The organism is Streptomyces sp. NPDC058576 (assembly GCF_042718715.1).
Taxonomy (GTDB): domain Bacteria; phylum Actinomycetota; class Actinomycetes; order Streptomycetales; family Streptomycetaceae; genus Streptomyces.
Genome location: NZ_JBHXPF010000009.1, coordinates 115,222 through 129,240, shown reverse-complemented (window position 1 = coordinate 129,240; position 14,019 = coordinate 115,222). Strand labels below are relative to the sequence as shown.

14 protein-coding genes are annotated in these 14,019 nt (G+C 72.7%); 6 read left to right on the top strand and 8 right to left on the bottom strand.

Annotated features, from left to right (window positions below; all coding sequences use genetic code 11):
• Nucleotides 1-23: 23 nt before the first annotated feature.
• The 3 genes from ACFWRV_RS10405 to ACFWRV_RS10395 all read right to left on the bottom strand — a co-directional run bounded on the left by ACFWRV_RS10405 (nucleotide 24) and on the right by ACFWRV_RS10395 (nucleotide 3,415).
• On the bottom strand, nucleotides 24-1,514 hold the full coding sequence (locus ACFWRV_RS10405; RefSeq protein WP_384331231.1) for a helix-turn-helix domain-containing protein: 1,491 nt from the start codon (nucleotides 1,512-1,514) through the stop codon (nucleotides 24-26).
• A 250-nt stretch (nucleotides 1,515-1,764) separates the two neighbouring features.
• Complete coding sequence (locus tag ACFWRV_RS10400; protein ID WP_384331228.1) at nucleotides 1,765-2,571, bottom strand: SAM-dependent methyltransferase; 807 nt, start codon at nucleotides 2,569-2,571, stop codon at nucleotides 1,765-1,767.
• A complete protein-coding gene (locus tag ACFWRV_RS10395; RefSeq protein WP_384331225.1) occupies nucleotides 2,546-3,415 on the bottom strand; it encodes a helix-turn-helix domain-containing protein in 870 nt (289 codons plus the stop codon). Before ACFWRV_RS10395 ends, ACFWRV_RS10400 begins: the two co-directional genes overlap by 26 nt.
• Before the next feature lie 252 nt (nucleotides 3,416-3,667).
• Here ACFWRV_RS10395 and ACFWRV_RS10390 point away from each other — a divergent pair, with 252 nt between their 5' ends.
• From ACFWRV_RS10390 to ACFWRV_RS10380, 3 genes are all read left to right on the top strand, one after another.
• Entirely contained in the window at nucleotides 3,668-4,102 is a 435-nt protein-coding gene (locus ACFWRV_RS10390; RefSeq protein WP_384331222.1) for a hypothetical protein, read from the top strand.
• A 49-nt stretch (nucleotides 4,103-4,151) separates the two neighbouring features.
• The gene (locus ACFWRV_RS10385; RefSeq protein WP_384331219.1) at nucleotides 4,152-4,991 is read left to right on the top strand and encodes a class I SAM-dependent methyltransferase; all 840 of its coding nucleotides are present in this window, start codon (nucleotides 4,152-4,154) and stop codon (nucleotides 4,989-4,991) included.
• Nucleotides 4,992-5,164: 173 nt separating this feature from the next.
• The gene (locus tag ACFWRV_RS10380) at nucleotides 5,165-5,782 is read left to right on the top strand and encodes a DUF1707 domain-containing protein (RefSeq protein ID WP_384331216.1); all 618 of its coding nucleotides are present in this window, start codon (nucleotides 5,165-5,167) and stop codon (nucleotides 5,780-5,782) included.
• A 45-nt stretch (nucleotides 5,783-5,827) separates the two neighbouring features.
• Here the strand turns inward: ACFWRV_RS10380 and ACFWRV_RS10375 are convergent, their stop codons facing one another.
• On the bottom strand, nucleotides 5,828-6,067 hold the full coding sequence (locus tag ACFWRV_RS10375) for a DUF397 domain-containing protein (RefSeq protein WP_384331213.1): 240 nt from the start codon (nucleotides 6,065-6,067) through the stop codon (nucleotides 5,828-5,830).
• On the bottom strand, nucleotides 6,064-6,891 hold the full coding sequence (locus tag ACFWRV_RS10370; RefSeq protein WP_384331210.1) for a helix-turn-helix domain-containing protein: 828 nt from the start codon (nucleotides 6,889-6,891) through the stop codon (nucleotides 6,064-6,066). The genes ACFWRV_RS10375 and ACFWRV_RS10370 overlap by 4 nt, the downstream gene beginning before the upstream one ends.
• A gap of 82 nt (nucleotides 6,892-6,973) precedes the next feature.
• Here ACFWRV_RS10370 and ACFWRV_RS10365 point away from each other — a divergent pair, with 82 nt between their 5' ends.
• The 3 genes from ACFWRV_RS10365 to ACFWRV_RS10355 all read left to right on the top strand — a co-directional run bounded on the left by ACFWRV_RS10365 (nucleotide 6,974) and on the right by ACFWRV_RS10355 (nucleotide 9,432).
• The gene (locus tag ACFWRV_RS10365) at nucleotides 6,974-7,408 is read left to right on the top strand and encodes a hypothetical protein (protein ID WP_384331207.1); all 435 of its coding nucleotides are present in this window, start codon (nucleotides 6,974-6,976) and stop codon (nucleotides 7,406-7,408) included.
• 46 nt (nucleotides 7,409-7,454) lie between these two features.
• Entirely contained in the window at nucleotides 7,455-8,114 is a 660-nt protein-coding gene (locus ACFWRV_RS10360; RefSeq protein WP_384331205.1) for an MSMEG_1061 family FMN-dependent PPOX-type flavoprotein, read from the top strand.
• Between the two features lie 175 nt (nucleotides 8,115-8,289).
• Nucleotides 8,290-9,432: a hypothetical protein gene (locus ACFWRV_RS10355; RefSeq protein WP_384331202.1), complete on the top strand. Its 1,143-nt coding sequence runs from the start codon at nucleotides 8,290-8,292 to the stop codon at nucleotides 9,430-9,432.
• Here ACFWRV_RS10355 and ACFWRV_RS10350 read toward each other — a convergent pair.
• The 3 genes from ACFWRV_RS10350 to ACFWRV_RS10340 are packed head-to-tail and all read right to left on the bottom strand — an operon-like array spanning nucleotide 9,387 to nucleotide 13,823.
• Entirely contained in the window at nucleotides 9,387-10,172 is a 786-nt protein-coding gene (locus ACFWRV_RS10350) for an SAM-dependent methyltransferase (RefSeq protein WP_384331199.1), read from the bottom strand. The two genes, ACFWRV_RS10355 and ACFWRV_RS10350, sit on opposite strands and share 46 nt — an antisense overlap.
• 58 nt (nucleotides 10,173-10,230) lie before the next feature.
• A complete protein-coding gene (locus tag ACFWRV_RS10345; RefSeq protein WP_384331195.1) occupies nucleotides 10,231-12,036 on the bottom strand; it encodes an ATP-binding cassette domain-containing protein in 1,806 nt (601 codons plus the stop codon).
• Nucleotides 12,033-13,823, bottom strand: a complete 1,791-nt coding sequence (locus tag ACFWRV_RS10340; RefSeq protein WP_384331191.1) for an ABC transporter ATP-binding protein — start codon at nucleotides 13,821-13,823, stop codon at nucleotides 12,033-12,035. Before ACFWRV_RS10340 ends, ACFWRV_RS10345 begins: the two co-directional genes overlap by 4 nt.
• Between the last annotated feature and the right edge of the window lie 196 nt (nucleotides 13,824-14,019).

Genomic DNA, 14,019 nt, shown 5'->3' with positions numbered 1-14,019 from the left:
CCTGCCACTCCCTTCCGCGCCGGTCACGGACGGCGGTAGGTGCGGCCGCCGCGCCGGGGCAGGGCCGCCGGGTCGTCGGGACCGGTCCGGGTGGCCCTCAGCGCAAGGTGGATCTCGGCCCGCACGGTGGCGTCGGCGAGGTTTCGCGCGAGGTGTTCGGCGCACTGGGTGAGCCAGGTGGCCAGGGTGGTGCGGTGGACGTGCAGCTCGGCAGCGGCGGGGGCGGTCCGGGCGTGCTGGCGCAGCCAGCAGGCCAGGGCGATCCGCAGGTGCGGCTCCAGACCGCCGAGCAGGCCCCAGGCCCAGGCCCGGACCGCCTCGGTGTCCAGGAGACCGGACGGCGGAGTCTCCAGGCGGTCCGGGCCGCCTCCGCCCCGGACCTCATCGCCTGCGCCTTCGCCGCCGTTGGCATCGGTGTCGTCGTCGGCGTCGGCGGGGGTGGGCGCGCGGAGGGCGAGCAGCAGATGCGCCCGTACGGTGGCGTCCTCCAGGTCCGCGCCGAGCAGCCGGGAGAGGTCGCGTATCCGGGCCCGGACCGTGCCGGCGGACAGGCCGAGCGCGGTGGCGGCGCGGGGCTTGCTGCCGGTGCGGAGCCAGACGAGCAGCAGGCGCTGGTGGGCCGGGGTCAGCGGGCGCAGCACGGATCCCGCCCACCGGGCGTACGGGCCGGGGGGTAGGAGGGGCGCGAGCCGGGAGGTGCCGACGGCGTCGGCGGGGACGATACGGCGGGTGGGGGTGGCGCTGTGCCGGGCGGCGGCGGCGTCGCTGTGGGCGGTGGACATCTCGGCCAGGGGCAGCGGTCCGGCCATGCCCGCGAGCAGGTGGTGCCGCTCGCTCACCCGGGAGACCAGCCGCAGGATCCGCCCGTCGTCGCCGCCGTGGTGGAGCTCGGCGACGACGAGTTCGCCGTCCAGCCGGCCCAGCAGGGTGCAGGCGTCGGCGTGCGGGGCGAGTGAGGGGCGGACCGCCCGCCAGAGCACCTGGTGGGCGGTGGGGATGTCGGCGCCGGTGAGCCGGTAGACCGTGACATGCGAGAGCCCGCTTCCGCCCAGGGTGTCGGCGACGGCGGTGGTGTGGCCGGCCAGCAACAGCCGGACGAGGGTGGTGTGCAGCCGCATCTGCTCGCCCCGCAGCTCCGCCGCGCGCTGCCCGCGCACCTCCAGGAGGGCCGCGGTGGTCGTGGCCACGTGGGAGGCGCGCTCCGAGGGGACGGCGGGCCCCGGAGCCAGCACGAGAACGGCTCCGGCCGCCGGGCGCTGGACGCAGTACGGGTGCTCCTGCGGGGCGGCCGCCGCGTGTACGCCGTCGGCGGCCGCGGCGGCGGGGGTGCTGTAGACGGCTCCGGCGATCGGGTCGGCCAGCACCGCCCACCCCTGGACCAGCAACGCGGCCTCGGCGATCAGATGCGCCCCGGACCGGGTCGCCGCCCGCAGCAGCCGGTCCGCCGTCTCCTGCCCGTGCCGGGGGCCGCCCGGGCAGGCGGCCTCGCGACCGGTCGTGCCTGTGGTGCTCATCGGCGAGCCTCTGCGGGCCGTGCGTGCCGCGCACGAGGAGATCCCGCACGCGGCACGGCAGTTGTGGACATGGTCCGGATGAGGGCTAGGGGATGTCCGGCGAATCTTGCCCGGGGCCGCGACGCCTGGCACGGCACCTCGCGGCGTTGCCGAAACGTCCGAATCGCTCCGCGATGAGGACGTTCCAGCGCCTTGCGATGCACCGCACCAGACGCCGCGGCCTGTCCGGCCCTGATCCGCCGGACACCCCCTAGGGGATGCGGGCGACCGCGCCCCACCCGGCCCGGGCCGTGGTCGTGCCGGTGTTCGCGTCGGGCCGCCAGTTCGGCCAGGACACCATCCCCGGCTCCACCATCTCCAGCTTGTCGAAGAACGCGATCGTGGTCTCCGGCTCCCGGAAGATGTACGGGATCGCGCCGCTCGCGTTGTATTCGTCCTGGACGGCCCGGTGGGCTTCGTCGGAGGCGGTGGAGTGGCTGAGCGAGAGGTAGCTGCCGGAGGGGAGGCGGTCCGTCAGCCGGCGTACCAGGGACAGCGCGTCGTCCCAGTCGACGATGTGGCCCAGGACGTCGCTGATGACGAGGGCGACCGGCTGCGTCAGGTCCAGGGTTTCCGCCGCCCCGGCGAGCACGGCCTCGGTGTCGCGCATGTCCGCCTCGACGTAGGCGGTCGCACCCTCGGGTGCGCTGGTCAGCAGCGCGTGGACGTGCAGGAGCACCAGGGGGTCGTGGTCGACGTAGACGATCCGGGACTCCGGGGCTATGCGCTGGGCGACCTCGTGCGTGTTGTTCGCGGTCGGCAGCCCCGCACCGACGTCGAGGAACTGCCGGATCCCGGCGTCCCGGGCGAGGTAGGTGACGGTTCGGCGCAGGAAGTCCCGGGACTCCTTCGCGAACGTCTCGATCAGCGGGTACTTCTCCCGGTAGGCGTCGCCCGCCGCCCGGTCCGCCGGGAAGTTGTCCTTGCCGCCGAGCCAGTAGTTCCAGACGCGTGCGGAGTGCGCGACGCTCGTGTCGATCTGCGCGGGCAGTTCAGGCCCATTTCCGGTCGTACTCATCCTGTAGTACCTCTCTGGTTCGGGCCGGCCGTATCGCCATCACGCACGACACGTCCAGCATTCCCTGATACGTCTGCACGGGATGCGGGCTGTCCCACACCTCCGCCGTGCCGGGCAGCCCGCCCTCCCGCACCACATGGTCCGCGATCTCCCGGATCTCCACCCGGTACAGGGAGAGCGCCGGGACACCGGTGAGCGGGTGCGGCGGGGCGTACTCGGGGTGCAGCTGCATGGTCACATCACCGCGCTCCGCGGTCTGTTGGAGCGTCCTGAGCTGCTCGCGCATCACCTCGTCGCCGCCCACGCGGCAGCGCAGCGCGGTGACGGGGAGTACCGCCCAGAGCCGGGTCTGCTGTTCCTGGAGCCGCTTCTGACGCTCGACCAGGAAGTCCGCCCGCCGCTGCCGCGCGGCCGGGTCCCTCTCCGGAAACATGATCTCGTCCACGGCCATCGCGTACGCCGGGGTCCGCAGCAGCAGCGGGACCAGCGCCGGATGCCAGGTGCGGACGACGCTGGCCGCGGACTCCACGCTCATCAGGTCCATCAGCCAGGGGGCCATCGCGTCCCGCCACGGATGCCACCAGCCGGGCATGTTGGCGGCGTTCAGCCGTCCCATGATGTCGTCGGTCTCGGCCGCGCCCGCCCCGTAGAGGCCGAGCAGGGCGGACACCTGGCCCACGTCGAGGGAGGTCTGCGCCTGTTCCAGCCGTCGCAGCGTCGAGGGATGCCATCCCAACTGCGTGGCGGCCTGCGGGACGGACAGGCCGGCGCCCTCCCGCAGACGCCGCAGGCGGGCCACCAGGACCAGGTGACGTGCCGTACGGCCCGACCGCTCGCGCGCCACGGCTTCCCCTCCCCGCTCCGGCTCGATCTGTCCGACATTCCGCGCAGCCTGCGCACAGTGCACACAGCGCACCTTGCGACACCCGCACACCGCTCCCAAGGTAAGCATGTCCGACTCGATCGCACGCCAACTCGGAGAGACCGGGCCGATCTTGCCCCCTGCCCCCGTCGCCTCAGCCACCGCCCCAGCCGTTACGTGTACTGCCGTTCCGCGCACCGTCGTTCCGGCGGCCCGTTCTCTGGAGCCCACCGTATGAACCACCTGTCCGACGTGACTCCCCTGACCCCCCTGGACCACTTGGCCGACGTGACCCCGCTGACCCACCCGCGACTCCGGTCCGTCGTCGCGGCCCCGAGGTCCGCCCAGCCCCGCCCGCTAGATCTGCGCGTCCGCGCCCAGCGCATTCAGATCGACGAACTCGTCGTCGACGACCCCCGCCTGGTGCTCGCCCACGCCAGGCAGGCTGCCCTCGACGACCCCGACACGGCCGAGCAGCTCGGGTACAGCCCCACCGCCCCGCTGCCGCTCCCGGCCGCGGCCGCGCTCCTGTGCGCGCTCTACGAGACCGACGCCCTCACCGCCATGGGCCTGCGCCTCACCCGGCACACCACCCGCGTCTCCGCCTCCAACCAGCAGACGGAGCCCGTGTCCCTGGTGCGGTCGGCCACACCGGACCAGGAGGACTGATCGTCCCGCCCGCCCATGCGCGGGCGGAGCTTCGCCTAGCCTGCTTTCCATGCCCGACACCACCGCGCATCCGCGACGCGACGACAGTCCCGAGGAGACCCGGCGGGCGCTGCTGAGGCGCACCTTCGACGAGGACGCGGAACTGTACGACCGGGCCAGGCCCGGATATCCGCCGGAGCTGTACGACGACCTCACGGACCTCGCGGGTGCCGGCCCCGGCAGCCGCGTACTGGAGATCGGCTGCGGGACCGGCCAGGCCACGGTGCCCCTGGCCGGGCTGGGCTGCCGGGTCACGGCCGTGGAAGCGGGACCGCACATGTCCGCGATCGCCCGCCGCAATCTGGCCGGGTGCCCGGCGGCGGAGGTGGTGACGGCGGAGTTCGAGAGCTGGCCGCTGCCGGCGGAGCCGTTCGACGTGGTCCTCGCGGCGACCGCGTTCCACTGGATCGACCCGGCGGTGCGCGTGCCCAGAGCCGCCGATGCCCTGCGCCCCGGCGGGGCGCTCGCCGTGGTGCGCAGCCAGCATGTGATGGGCGGCACCGAGGAGTTCTTCGTCGAGGTCCAGCGCTGCTACGAGCGCTTCGACCCGGCGACACCGCCCGGCATGCGGCCTCCCGCGGCCGACGATGTCGACAACACGGACCACGCGGAGGAGGTGGCCCGGAGCGGCCGGTTCGGCCGCACGGTCTTCCGCCGCTACGAGCGGGACCTCACGTACACCACGGCGGAGTATCTGGACGTGCTGCGGACCTACTCCGGCCACCGGGCGCTTCCGGAGGCCGCCAGGAGCGGGCTGTTGGCGTGCGTCGCGGGCCTGATCGACGGGCGGTACGGCGGCCGGGTGAGCAAGCGCTACCTCATCGAGCTGGGCGTCTCACACAGGCGCTGAACATGCGGCGGCCCGCCGGAACGGGGCCGTGGCGCAGATTCACGAAGCCCCCGGCCGTCGCCGGCCGCCGCATGAACGATGGCGAGATCCCCACCTCCGGCGCCCGCTCCCCTTCTGCTCGGGCGGACGGATATCTCTGAGCGATCGCCGCCCCGGCTGCCTATTCTTGCGGCATGACCGCCCAGCCTCCGGAGCCCTCTCCGCGCCCTGTCCCATCAGGAAAGCTCCGTGCCTCGCACGACGACCGGGAAGCTGTGGTGGAACAGCTGCGGGACGCGGCAGCCGAGGGACGCATCGATTTCGACGAGCTGGATGCGCGCCTGGAGCAGGCGCTGACGTCCAAGACGCACGCCGAGTTGGCCGCCGTGACCGCTGACCTGCCGAGTCCCCCTTCCTCGGAGAGCCTGCCGCCGCTGCTGCTCAAGGGCGGCATGTACGGCGCGTCCCGAGGGCCCGGGCGCTGGGAGGTTCCCGGACACGTGACCGCGCACGGCGGCGTGGGTGGCGTGCGCATGGACTTCACCCGGGTCGAGTGCCGCCTCACGGAGGTCGTGGTGGAGGCGTACGGGGAGACGTCCGGCGTCACGATCGTCATCCCGGATGGCTGGTCCGCGGACACCAGCGGCATGGATCCCGGCCTCGGCGGCCTGACGGACGAGACCACGTCCGACCGGCTCCCGGGGACTCCGCTGATCCGGCTCATCGGGGCCGGCGGCATGGGCGGAGTGGTCATCCGCCACCCCAACGACCGGGAACGACGCAAGCTGGACAGAAACCCGGTGCAGGGGTAGGGCGGAGAGCCGCGCCGCAGAGGGGATCCGCTTGGCTGCCGGGTGCTACGAGGCGGCGAACTCCACGAAGGACGTCCAAGTGTCGGGGGAGACGGCGAGGGCGGGGACGGCGAGGTCTTTGGAGTCGCGGATGTGGACGGTGTGGGGGCAGGTGGCGACCTCGATGCAGTCGCCGCCCTCGCTGCCGCTGTAGGTGGATTTGGACCAGGTGAGTGCCACCTCGACGCAGTCGCCGCCCTGGCTGCCGCTGTAGCTGGACTTGAACCAGTGGAGGTCGGTGCTCATAGTTCCTCTGCCATCTTCTCGATCTTCTCCAGCGTCCTCTCCGGAGTGTATGCCTGGGCCCTGGTGACGCCATACTGACCGAACAGGTTCCCCAGCTCCGGTTGTTCGGTGACGAAAAAGCTGCCGCCCTGCCCTTCGATATAGGCGAGCTGCTGTCGCTTGTCGGTCTCCAGCAGGACGAACGGGCCGTCCAGCGCGGCGTGGTCCTCCCGGTCAGGGTCCATCAGCTGGATGCGTACGTGGCGGAGCCGCGCCACCTCGGCGAGGTGGTGGAGCTGGGCCTTCATCACGCGGCGACCGCCGATCGGCCGAGCCAGCACGATCATCTCCAGCACGAAGCTGATATCGGGAAGTGGCCTGCGGGACAGCAGCTTCTGCCGTTCGAGGCGAGCGGCGACCTTCGCCTCGATCTCGTCGTCGTCATAGGTCGGATAGTGGCTCGCAAAGACCGCCTGTGCGTACGCCTCCGTCTGGAGCAGCCCAGGAATGACCTGGTTCTCGTACGAGTGCCTCGCCCACGCCTTCTCCTCCTCGTCCGCGAACGGCGTGAACCAGCCCGGCAGCGGGTTCCGCCGCTCCGTCTGCTTCGGCGGCTTCGGTGCGGCGACGATCAACGCACCCTGTGCGTGCAGCACCTCGTCCGCCCGCTGCACGAAGACGTCCGTCGGCGGTCGGGCGCCCCGTTCCACCATCGCGACCTGGGACTTGGAGTAGCCGATCCGCTTGCCCAGCTGCTCCTGGGAAAGCCCGGCCAGCACGCGAAAGTGCCGCAGCAGCAGACCGAACATCTCTGCGGTGCTTTCCGGCGGATCACTGGAGTGCACGGGCTCACCTCACATGTACACCACTGTTCACAAAGCGCTTGTGACCCTGGTCACCGTACGTGTCTGCCGCAACGCTGAGCGCATGGAACTGAAGAATTCACCGGATCCGGTCCCCTTCCATCCCTCCTGGATTCCCGCCTCCGGCCACGCCCTCCGCCATGTCGGGATCCACTTCGACGCCGTCCGCGCCATCGGGCTGCTCGGCGAGGAAATCGCCTACGAGGTCATGCAGTTCACCGACTTCCAGGCCGGTCCCATCGTCCGTTCCGGCATCGGCGAGCGCAGCATGTACTTCCTGCTCGCACCCGGGACCGCCGCCGAGCACCGGTGGCCTCCCGGGGTGGAGGCGATGAGCAGGAGTGCGCGGGGGGACGCGTTCGTCGGGGTGCCCGCGCTGGGCGGCGGCACGTGGCCGTTGGACTGGCGGTCGCTGCCGACGGCGCAGGATCCGTTCGTGGATGCCGCGCTGCTGCACGAGATGGCCTGGCTGCGCGCGGGATGCCGGGTGAGGGACTGACCCGAGGTCGGTTGCCCCCGGACCGGGGGCGCTTAGGGTCGGTGCCATGACGCCATTTCCTGCCGGTAGCGCCTTCGAATCGCTCCGCCTCGACGCCTTGTCCGACCCGGAGGCTCTGTGGGAGGCGTACGAGCGCCCCGGACCTGCGGCCGTGCGCAAGCAGATGACCGAACTCACCGAGCAAACCACGCGGTTGATCGGCTGCTCGTCGCTGGTCATGATCGCCAGCACGGACGCCGACGGCAACTGCGACGTCTCCCCGCGCGGCGGCCCCGCCGGGTTCGTCGCCGTGCTGGATTCACGGACGGTGGTGATACCCGACGCGACCGGCAACAAGCGTCTGGATTCCTGGCAGAACGTCATCGCCACCGGGCGGGCCGGGCTGCTGTTCGTCATTCCGGGGCGCACCACGACGCTCAGGGTGAACGGGCGGGCCTGCGTCTCCACCCGTCCGGAGCTGCTGTCCCAGCTGACTGCCGTGGGCAAGCCGCCGGCCAGTGCGCTGGTGGTGGGGATCGAGGAGGTCTACCCGCACTGCCCCAAGTCGTTTCTGCGCAGCGGGGCCTGGAGGCCGGAGCAGTGGCTGCCGGTGGACGCCCAGCCGGCCTCGGCCGAGGTCACGTTGGCCCAGTTGCGGATGCCGGAGCTGACGATCGCCGACATCGAGCAGGTGGAGGCGGATTCGCTGAAGTACCGGTACGAGTGACCGGGCCGCCTGCCGTAGACAGAGCGTGATGCGGAGGTCACCTCCTGCGGTAACGTAATCGCGTCATCACGTTCCGTGCGCTCGGCTGAGGCGGCGCATGGGGCGGCCCCCGGAGGTGTTTGGCGCACCAACCCGAGGGCCTTCACCACTAGTGGATCATGGAGTTCCACCCGCGATGCTTTCGCATGTTATCCCGCCCCCTCGGGGCTACACGAAGGCCCCCAACGGGCTTGTGCGCCACCGGCGTATGGGCAGCGACGCGAAGATTCTCGTCCTCTACGTCCAGGGGCTGCCCGAAGAGCACCGGGACAAGGCGCTGGGCGAGCACGCCCGTGCCCTGAGCATGACCGGTCGCGCCTACCAGAAGGCCAAGGCCGATCTCGTGACGTACGGATACGTGCACGAGAAGCGGGAGGCCGTCGCCGGAGGGCGCTGGCGGACCGTGCAGGTGTTCAGCAACGAGCCGTTGACGGATGACCAGGCCGCGCGACTCCGGGCCGGTGTGCCCGTCGACGGGCACGACGCCGTGGGCGTTTCCGCGATGCCGGACGAGCCGCCCGCTCCGAGTACGCACTTTCCGACGGTCGGTGAGCCGACCGGTCGGATGGCCGGTGGTCAATTACCCGCAGACGAAGAACAGGGCGAAGACTCTTCCCGCCCACCCACCGAAGCGGCTGAAACAACCGGAGGGGCCGAGGACGCCGAAGCGGCCGAAGCGGGCGAAGCCGCCCAAGAGTCGCCGCCTCCCGCGCAGGATGACGTGCTGCTCGCCGAGCGCGTGCTGCTTTCTCTGCGGCACCGGACGCGTGAGCTCTCGCTCGGGGTGTGCGAGGCCCGCAAGCTCGCCGCGCTCGCCGCCGAATGGCTGCGGCGGGGCGTCAGCGCCGGGGATCTGCGGTTGGCGCTGAGCAGTTCCCTGCCGGTGGAGGGAGTGCGGACGGCCTTCGGGTTCCTGGAGCACCGGCTGCGGGAGAAACTGCCCGCGCCTTCGGCGGAGACGGCGGACCTGGTGGTGGCGGCGGGGTCCGCGCCGCCGCCGCCCCTGCCCCTGATCGCCTGCGACGGGCCAGGCGAGGAGCATGTGTTCCGGCCTCACGCGTCGTGGGTCACCACCTGCGGGCCCTGCCACCGTGAGGAGCAACGCGCCTACTGGGCCGACGTACAGGCCCGTGCCGAGGCCGATCCCCAGCCTCCGCCGCCGCCTTGGCGGGAGCGTGTCGCGGCGGAGGCCCGGACGGGCGGAGGCGGCGGGGAGGCGAGTGGGGCTTCCGGTTACGGGACCCGGGCCACCGCCACGTACATGCCGCTGTGCTCCTGATCGGGGGCGGGGGTGCCGTTGAACCACTCCGGGGCCTTCACCAGGCCGGGTTCGACGATCTCCAGGCCCTCGAAGAACCTGGCGAACTCCTCGCGGGTCCGCAGGGCCAGCTGGATGCCGCCCTTCTTGTACTCGTCGGCGCTCTGCTCCCCCTTCTCCTCGTTCACGTCGGACGCGCCGTGGGACAGCACGACGTAACTGCCGGGCGCCATCTGGTCGGTGAACGTACGGATGATGCCGATCGGGTTCTCGGCGTCGGGGAGGAAGTGGAGGAGGCCGAGGAGCGACAGGGCGATCGGGCGGTCGAAGTCCAGGGACTCGCGGGCCGCGTCGAGGATGAGCGCGGGCTCGCGGACGTCGGCGTGGACGTAGTCCGTCACGCCCTCCGGCCGGCTGATCAGCAGTGCTTCGGCGTGGCGCAGGACGATGGGGTCGTTGTCGCAGTAGACGACCCGGGCGGAGGGGCGGATCTCCTGGGCTATCTGGTGCAGGTTCGGCTCGGTGGGGATGCCCGTCCCGATGTCCAGGAACTGCGTCACGCCCTCGCCCGCCAGCCACGCGGTCGCACGGTTCATGAAGGCACGCTGCTGGTGCGCCCCGATCTTCGCCTCGATGGGCAGGAGGTCGGCCACCTGCTGGTCCACCGGGTAGTTGTCCTTGCCGCCGAGCAGCGCGTCATAGACCCGGGCCGAGTGGGGCTTGCTCGTGTCGATCGGGGGGTGAGGAGCCTGTGCCGTCATACCGAACTCCAGATACACGTGGTGTGGACCAGTCAGTCGACGCAGTCTGCCACAACGCCTACGAGGTTCCGGCGGCTACCCAGTGCCCCACCAAGTCCGCGTAGAGCGGGCTCTCGTCGAGGAGTTGGCCGTGTGTGCCGACGGCCGTACGGTCGCCGTCGAGCACCAGGACGCGCGGGGCGCGCAGCGCGGAGCTGATGCGGTGCGCCACCACGACAAGGGTGGTGCCCCGCTCCGCGAACGCCCGCTCGGCCCGCTCCTCGGCCGCCGGGTCGAGGTGGCAGCACGCCTCGTCCAGCAGCACGATCGACGCCTGGGACGCATGCGCGCGGGTCAGGGCCACGAGTTGCCGTTCACCGGAGGACAGCGGCGGCCCGTCCAGCCCGATGGGCGCGTCCAGGCCGCCGAGCCGGTCCACGAGGGCCCGCGCGCCGACGGCCGTCGCCGACGCGAGCAGATCGGCGTCCCGCGCCTCCGGGTGCAGATAGCGCAGGTTGTCCCGCACGGTCCCGGTGAACACGTACGCCTCCTGCGGGATCAGCGTCACCGCCCGGTGGAGCCAGGCGCGGTCGACGGCCGCCGCCGGTACGCCGCCCAGGGTCAGCCGTCCGCTGTCCGGCCGGGCCATCCCCGCCAGCAGCGTCGTGAGGGTCGACTTCCCCGCACCGCTGGGCCCGACGACCGTCAGATGCGATCCGGCCGGGATGTCGAGCGAGAGCCCGTCGATCACGGGCACCGCCCCCGGCCCGTACGCGTACCCGACGTCGACCAGGGACAGGTCCGGCGAGCGCGGGGTCCGCGCGGGACGATCCGGGCCGGACGTTCCGGACCTCCCGGACCTCCCGGGCGTCCCGTGCGCCGTGGTGGGCGTCGACCGGCTCAACCGGCGCAGGACGGTCGCCAACTGCACGCCCCACGAGCTGAGTACGGCGACGAGCGAGCGCAGGGCCGGGGCCACCCCGCTCACCAGGTAGCTGGTCGCGCCCAGCAGCTCGCCCACCGACAGCGCGCCTCGGTCCAGGAGTCGCGGGGCCGCCAACAGCAGGACCAGCAGGGGGAGATGGCTGCCCAGCGAGACCAGCAAGGTGTTGGCCGACGCGGTCCGGGAGACCGCCCTGCACGCGTCCCGGTGCTCGGTGATCCGGGCGGACAGATCGCCGGCCACCCGGTCCCGGGCGCCGCACGCGACGATGTCCCGGATGCCCTCGAACGCCTCGCCCGCCGCCGCCGTCAGGGCCTCCTCCGCCCGCAGTTGGCGGCGTTGGCGGCGGGCGAGGACGCGGAGCCGGGGGGCGCAGAGCAGCAGGGTGAGCAGGACCGGGGGCAGGGTGAGGGCCGCCACCGGGGCGGACAGGGCGGCCAGGCCCACGAACGCCATCACCAAGGAGACGCCCAACTGGCGGGCCGAGCGCAGCAGAGCGGACACCAGCGCCCGTACGGTCTCGACCTGGACCGTCAGCCGGGCCACTCCCGCGCCCGCCGTACCCCGCGCCCCCGCCGCCGCCCGGTGTACGGCTCCGGCGGCCACGGCCGTCACCAGGTCGTCCCGCAGCGGCTCCACGAGCCGCCCCAGCCACGGCGTCAGCGTGCGCGTCATCAGGGCGCGGAAGACCATCGCGGCCCCGAGCAGACCGATCCAGAAGAAGCCCTCGGCGGGCCGTCCCGCGAGGAAACCCCGGTCCAGGGCGGCGGCCACCAGCAGCCCGGAGGCGAGCGCCGGAACCGCCTCCAGCAGCGACCAGCCCGTCACCGCCACCGCCGCCGCGCGGTGCTGCCGCAGGAACCCGGCGAACATGTGGCGGTCGATGGGGCGCGGGGCCGCCTCGCCCTTCCGGTCGATGGGGCGCGGGGCTGCCTTGCTCATACCGGCTCCTGGGCGTGCGGGTTCGCATGTTCGTGCGTGCCGTGGTCCGCCCCGGGATCGGTCGTGGCCCGGGCTTCGTGGTCCGCCTCGGCCTCCGGGACGGTGCTGCTCGCCGCGAACAGCGCCCGGTAGTCGGCGAGTTGCCACAGCTCGGTGTGCGGGCCCAGGGCGCGGATCGTGCCGTCCGCCAGCCAGGCCACCAGGTCGGCCCGGGCGGCGGTCGACACCCGGTGGGCGATCAGCACCCGGGTCCGGTCCGACCAGGCCGCGGCGAGCGCGGAGTCGACCCGCGCCTCCGTGGCGGTGTCCAGGCTCGACAGCGCGTCATCGAGCACGATGACCGCCGGATCATGAACCAACGCCCGAGCGAGGCCCAGTCGTTGGACCTCACCGCCGGAGAGCGGGGCGTCCGTCAGCGGGGTGTCGTAGCCGCGCGGCAGGCGGGTGACGAAGTCGTCCGCCCGGGCGGCCCCGGCGGCCGCCACCACATCCTCGTGCGAGGCGTCCGGGCGGGCGAAGGCGATCATCCCGGCCACCGTCGTCCCCAGCAGCGCGGGCCGCTCGAAGGCGTAGCCGACGGCGACGCGCAGGGCCTGGGGAGTCAGCTCCCGCAGCGGTACGCCGTCGATGGCGACCGTGCCCGTATCGGGCTCCCGCAACCGCCCGATCAGCGCCGCCAGGGTGCTCTTGCCCGCCCCGGACCGGCCGACGACCGCGAGCGCCGTGCCCGCAGGGACGGTGAGGTCCACGGCGTCCAGGACGAGCCGGGAGCCCGAGCGTACGGTCACCCCCGACAGGGTCACCGTTCCGTGACCGCCCGCCGGGCGGGGCCGCGTTCCGGGGGCCGGGGCCGGCTGGTCGACGACCTCGGCGACCCGACGTGCGCCGGCGGCCGACATGCCGAGCGCGAAGAGGGCGTCGAGCTGGTCCAGCGCGGCCATCGCGAGCGCCGTGTACCCGACGACCGCGGCGAGCTGGCCCGCGCTGATGTCACCGTGGAGCAGGGCGAGACCTCCGGCGCAGAGCACCAGCACCTCCACGGCCGGGATCAGCAGGCCCACCTGCCAACCGGTGTCCCGTTGCAGCGCCCAGACGCGGTGACCGGTGCGGGACAGTTCCGGGAGGGGTTCCAGGACCCGGCGCGTCTCGGCCGCCGCCGTGCCGCTCGCGCCGATGGTCCGGGCCCCGCCGACCGCTTCCAGCAACAGGGCGGAGATCCTGCCCTGGGTCTCCTGGTACTGGAGGAAGAGCCCCGAACCGCGGTTCATGAACATCCGCGCGATGACCACCAACGGCGGCACGCCCAGCGAGAAGCAGAGCCCGATCCGCCAGTCCAGCAGCCACAGCGCGACCACGCCGCCGAGCGAGGTCAGCACCGCCGCCGAGGCCGTGACCAGGGTGACCCCGGCCGCGCCCGCCTGCGCGCACCCCGCGGAGAGACGCCCCGCGAGGTCCCCGGCGGGGAAGTCCGCCGTACCCGGTACCCCCGCGTCCAAGGCGCGTCGGGCCAGGGACCTGCGGAGGGCGGCCACCGTGCCGGAGCCGTAACCCCCGTTGGCCAGGGTCTGGAGCGCCCCGGTGGTCACGACGAGGGCGAGGAGCGCGGCGCAGACGAGGACAGGACCGGTGGCGGGCCGCCGGGCGACGACCGCGTCCAGGGCCTGCGCCATGGCCCAGGGGAACGCCAGCGTGCCGGCCGACCCCAGGACTGAGGTCGCGGAGGCGAGGACGAACCAGCCACGTGTCCGGGCGGTCGCGTCCCACACCAGTCGCTGCGGAGACGTCATCGCGCTCCTTCCGGCCCTCCGTGGCATCCGCCGGGTCGGACGGGCACGGATTGCGGTGAGTGGGGCGTACGGGGAGTGGGTGGTGGACGTACGGGGAGTGGGGGAGTGCGTACGGGAAGTGGTGTTGTGCGTACGGGAAGTGGGGGCGCGTGCGGGAGGCGCGGCGTGCGCCGGGCAGGCCCGGAAGGGCCCGCCC

Excerpts from the sequence above, each read along its gene's own strand:
- ACFWRV_RS10385 (WP_384331219.1), top strand. The coding sequence starts at position 4,152 with ATGCCCGACACCACCGCGCATCCGCGACGCGACGACAGTCCCGAGGAG.
- ACFWRV_RS10405 (WP_384331231.1), bottom strand. The coding sequence starts at position 1,514 with ATGAGCACCACAGGCACGACCGGTCGCGAGGCCGCCTGCCCGGGCGGC.
- ACFWRV_RS10355 (WP_384331202.1), top strand. The coding sequence starts at position 8,290 with ATGCTTTCGCATGTTATCCCGCCCCCTCGGGGCTACACGAAGGCCCCC.
- ACFWRV_RS10345 (WP_384331195.1), bottom strand. The coding sequence starts at position 12,036 with ATGAGCAAGGCAGCCCCGCGCCCCATCGACCGGAAGGGCGAGGCGGCC.
- ACFWRV_RS10340 (WP_384331191.1), bottom strand. The coding sequence starts at position 13,823 with ATGACGTCTCCGCAGCGACTGGTGTGGGACGCGACCGCCCGGACACGT.
- ACFWRV_RS10390 (WP_384331222.1), top strand. The coding sequence starts at position 3,668 with ATGAACCACCTGTCCGACGTGACTCCCCTGACCCCCCTGGACCACTTG.
- ACFWRV_RS10365 (WP_384331207.1), top strand. The coding sequence starts at position 6,974 with ATGGAACTGAAGAATTCACCGGATCCGGTCCCCTTCCATCCCTCCTGG.
- ACFWRV_RS10350 (WP_384331199.1), bottom strand. The coding sequence starts at position 10,172 with ATGACGGCACAGGCTCCTCACCCCCCGATCGACACGAGCAAGCCCCAC.
- ACFWRV_RS10360 (WP_384331205.1), top strand. The coding sequence starts at position 7,455 with ATGACGCCATTTCCTGCCGGTAGCGCCTTCGAATCGCTCCGCCTCGAC.
- ACFWRV_RS10380 (WP_384331216.1), top strand. The coding sequence starts at position 5,165 with ATGACCGCCCAGCCTCCGGAGCCCTCTCCGCGCCCTGTCCCATCAGGA.
- ACFWRV_RS10400 (WP_384331228.1), bottom strand. The coding sequence starts at position 2,571 with ATGAGTACGACCGGAAATGGGCCTGAACTGCCCGCGCAGATCGACACG.
- ACFWRV_RS10375 (WP_384331213.1), bottom strand. The coding sequence starts at position 6,067 with ATGAGCACCGACCTCCACTGGTTCAAGTCCAGCTACAGCGGCAGCCAG.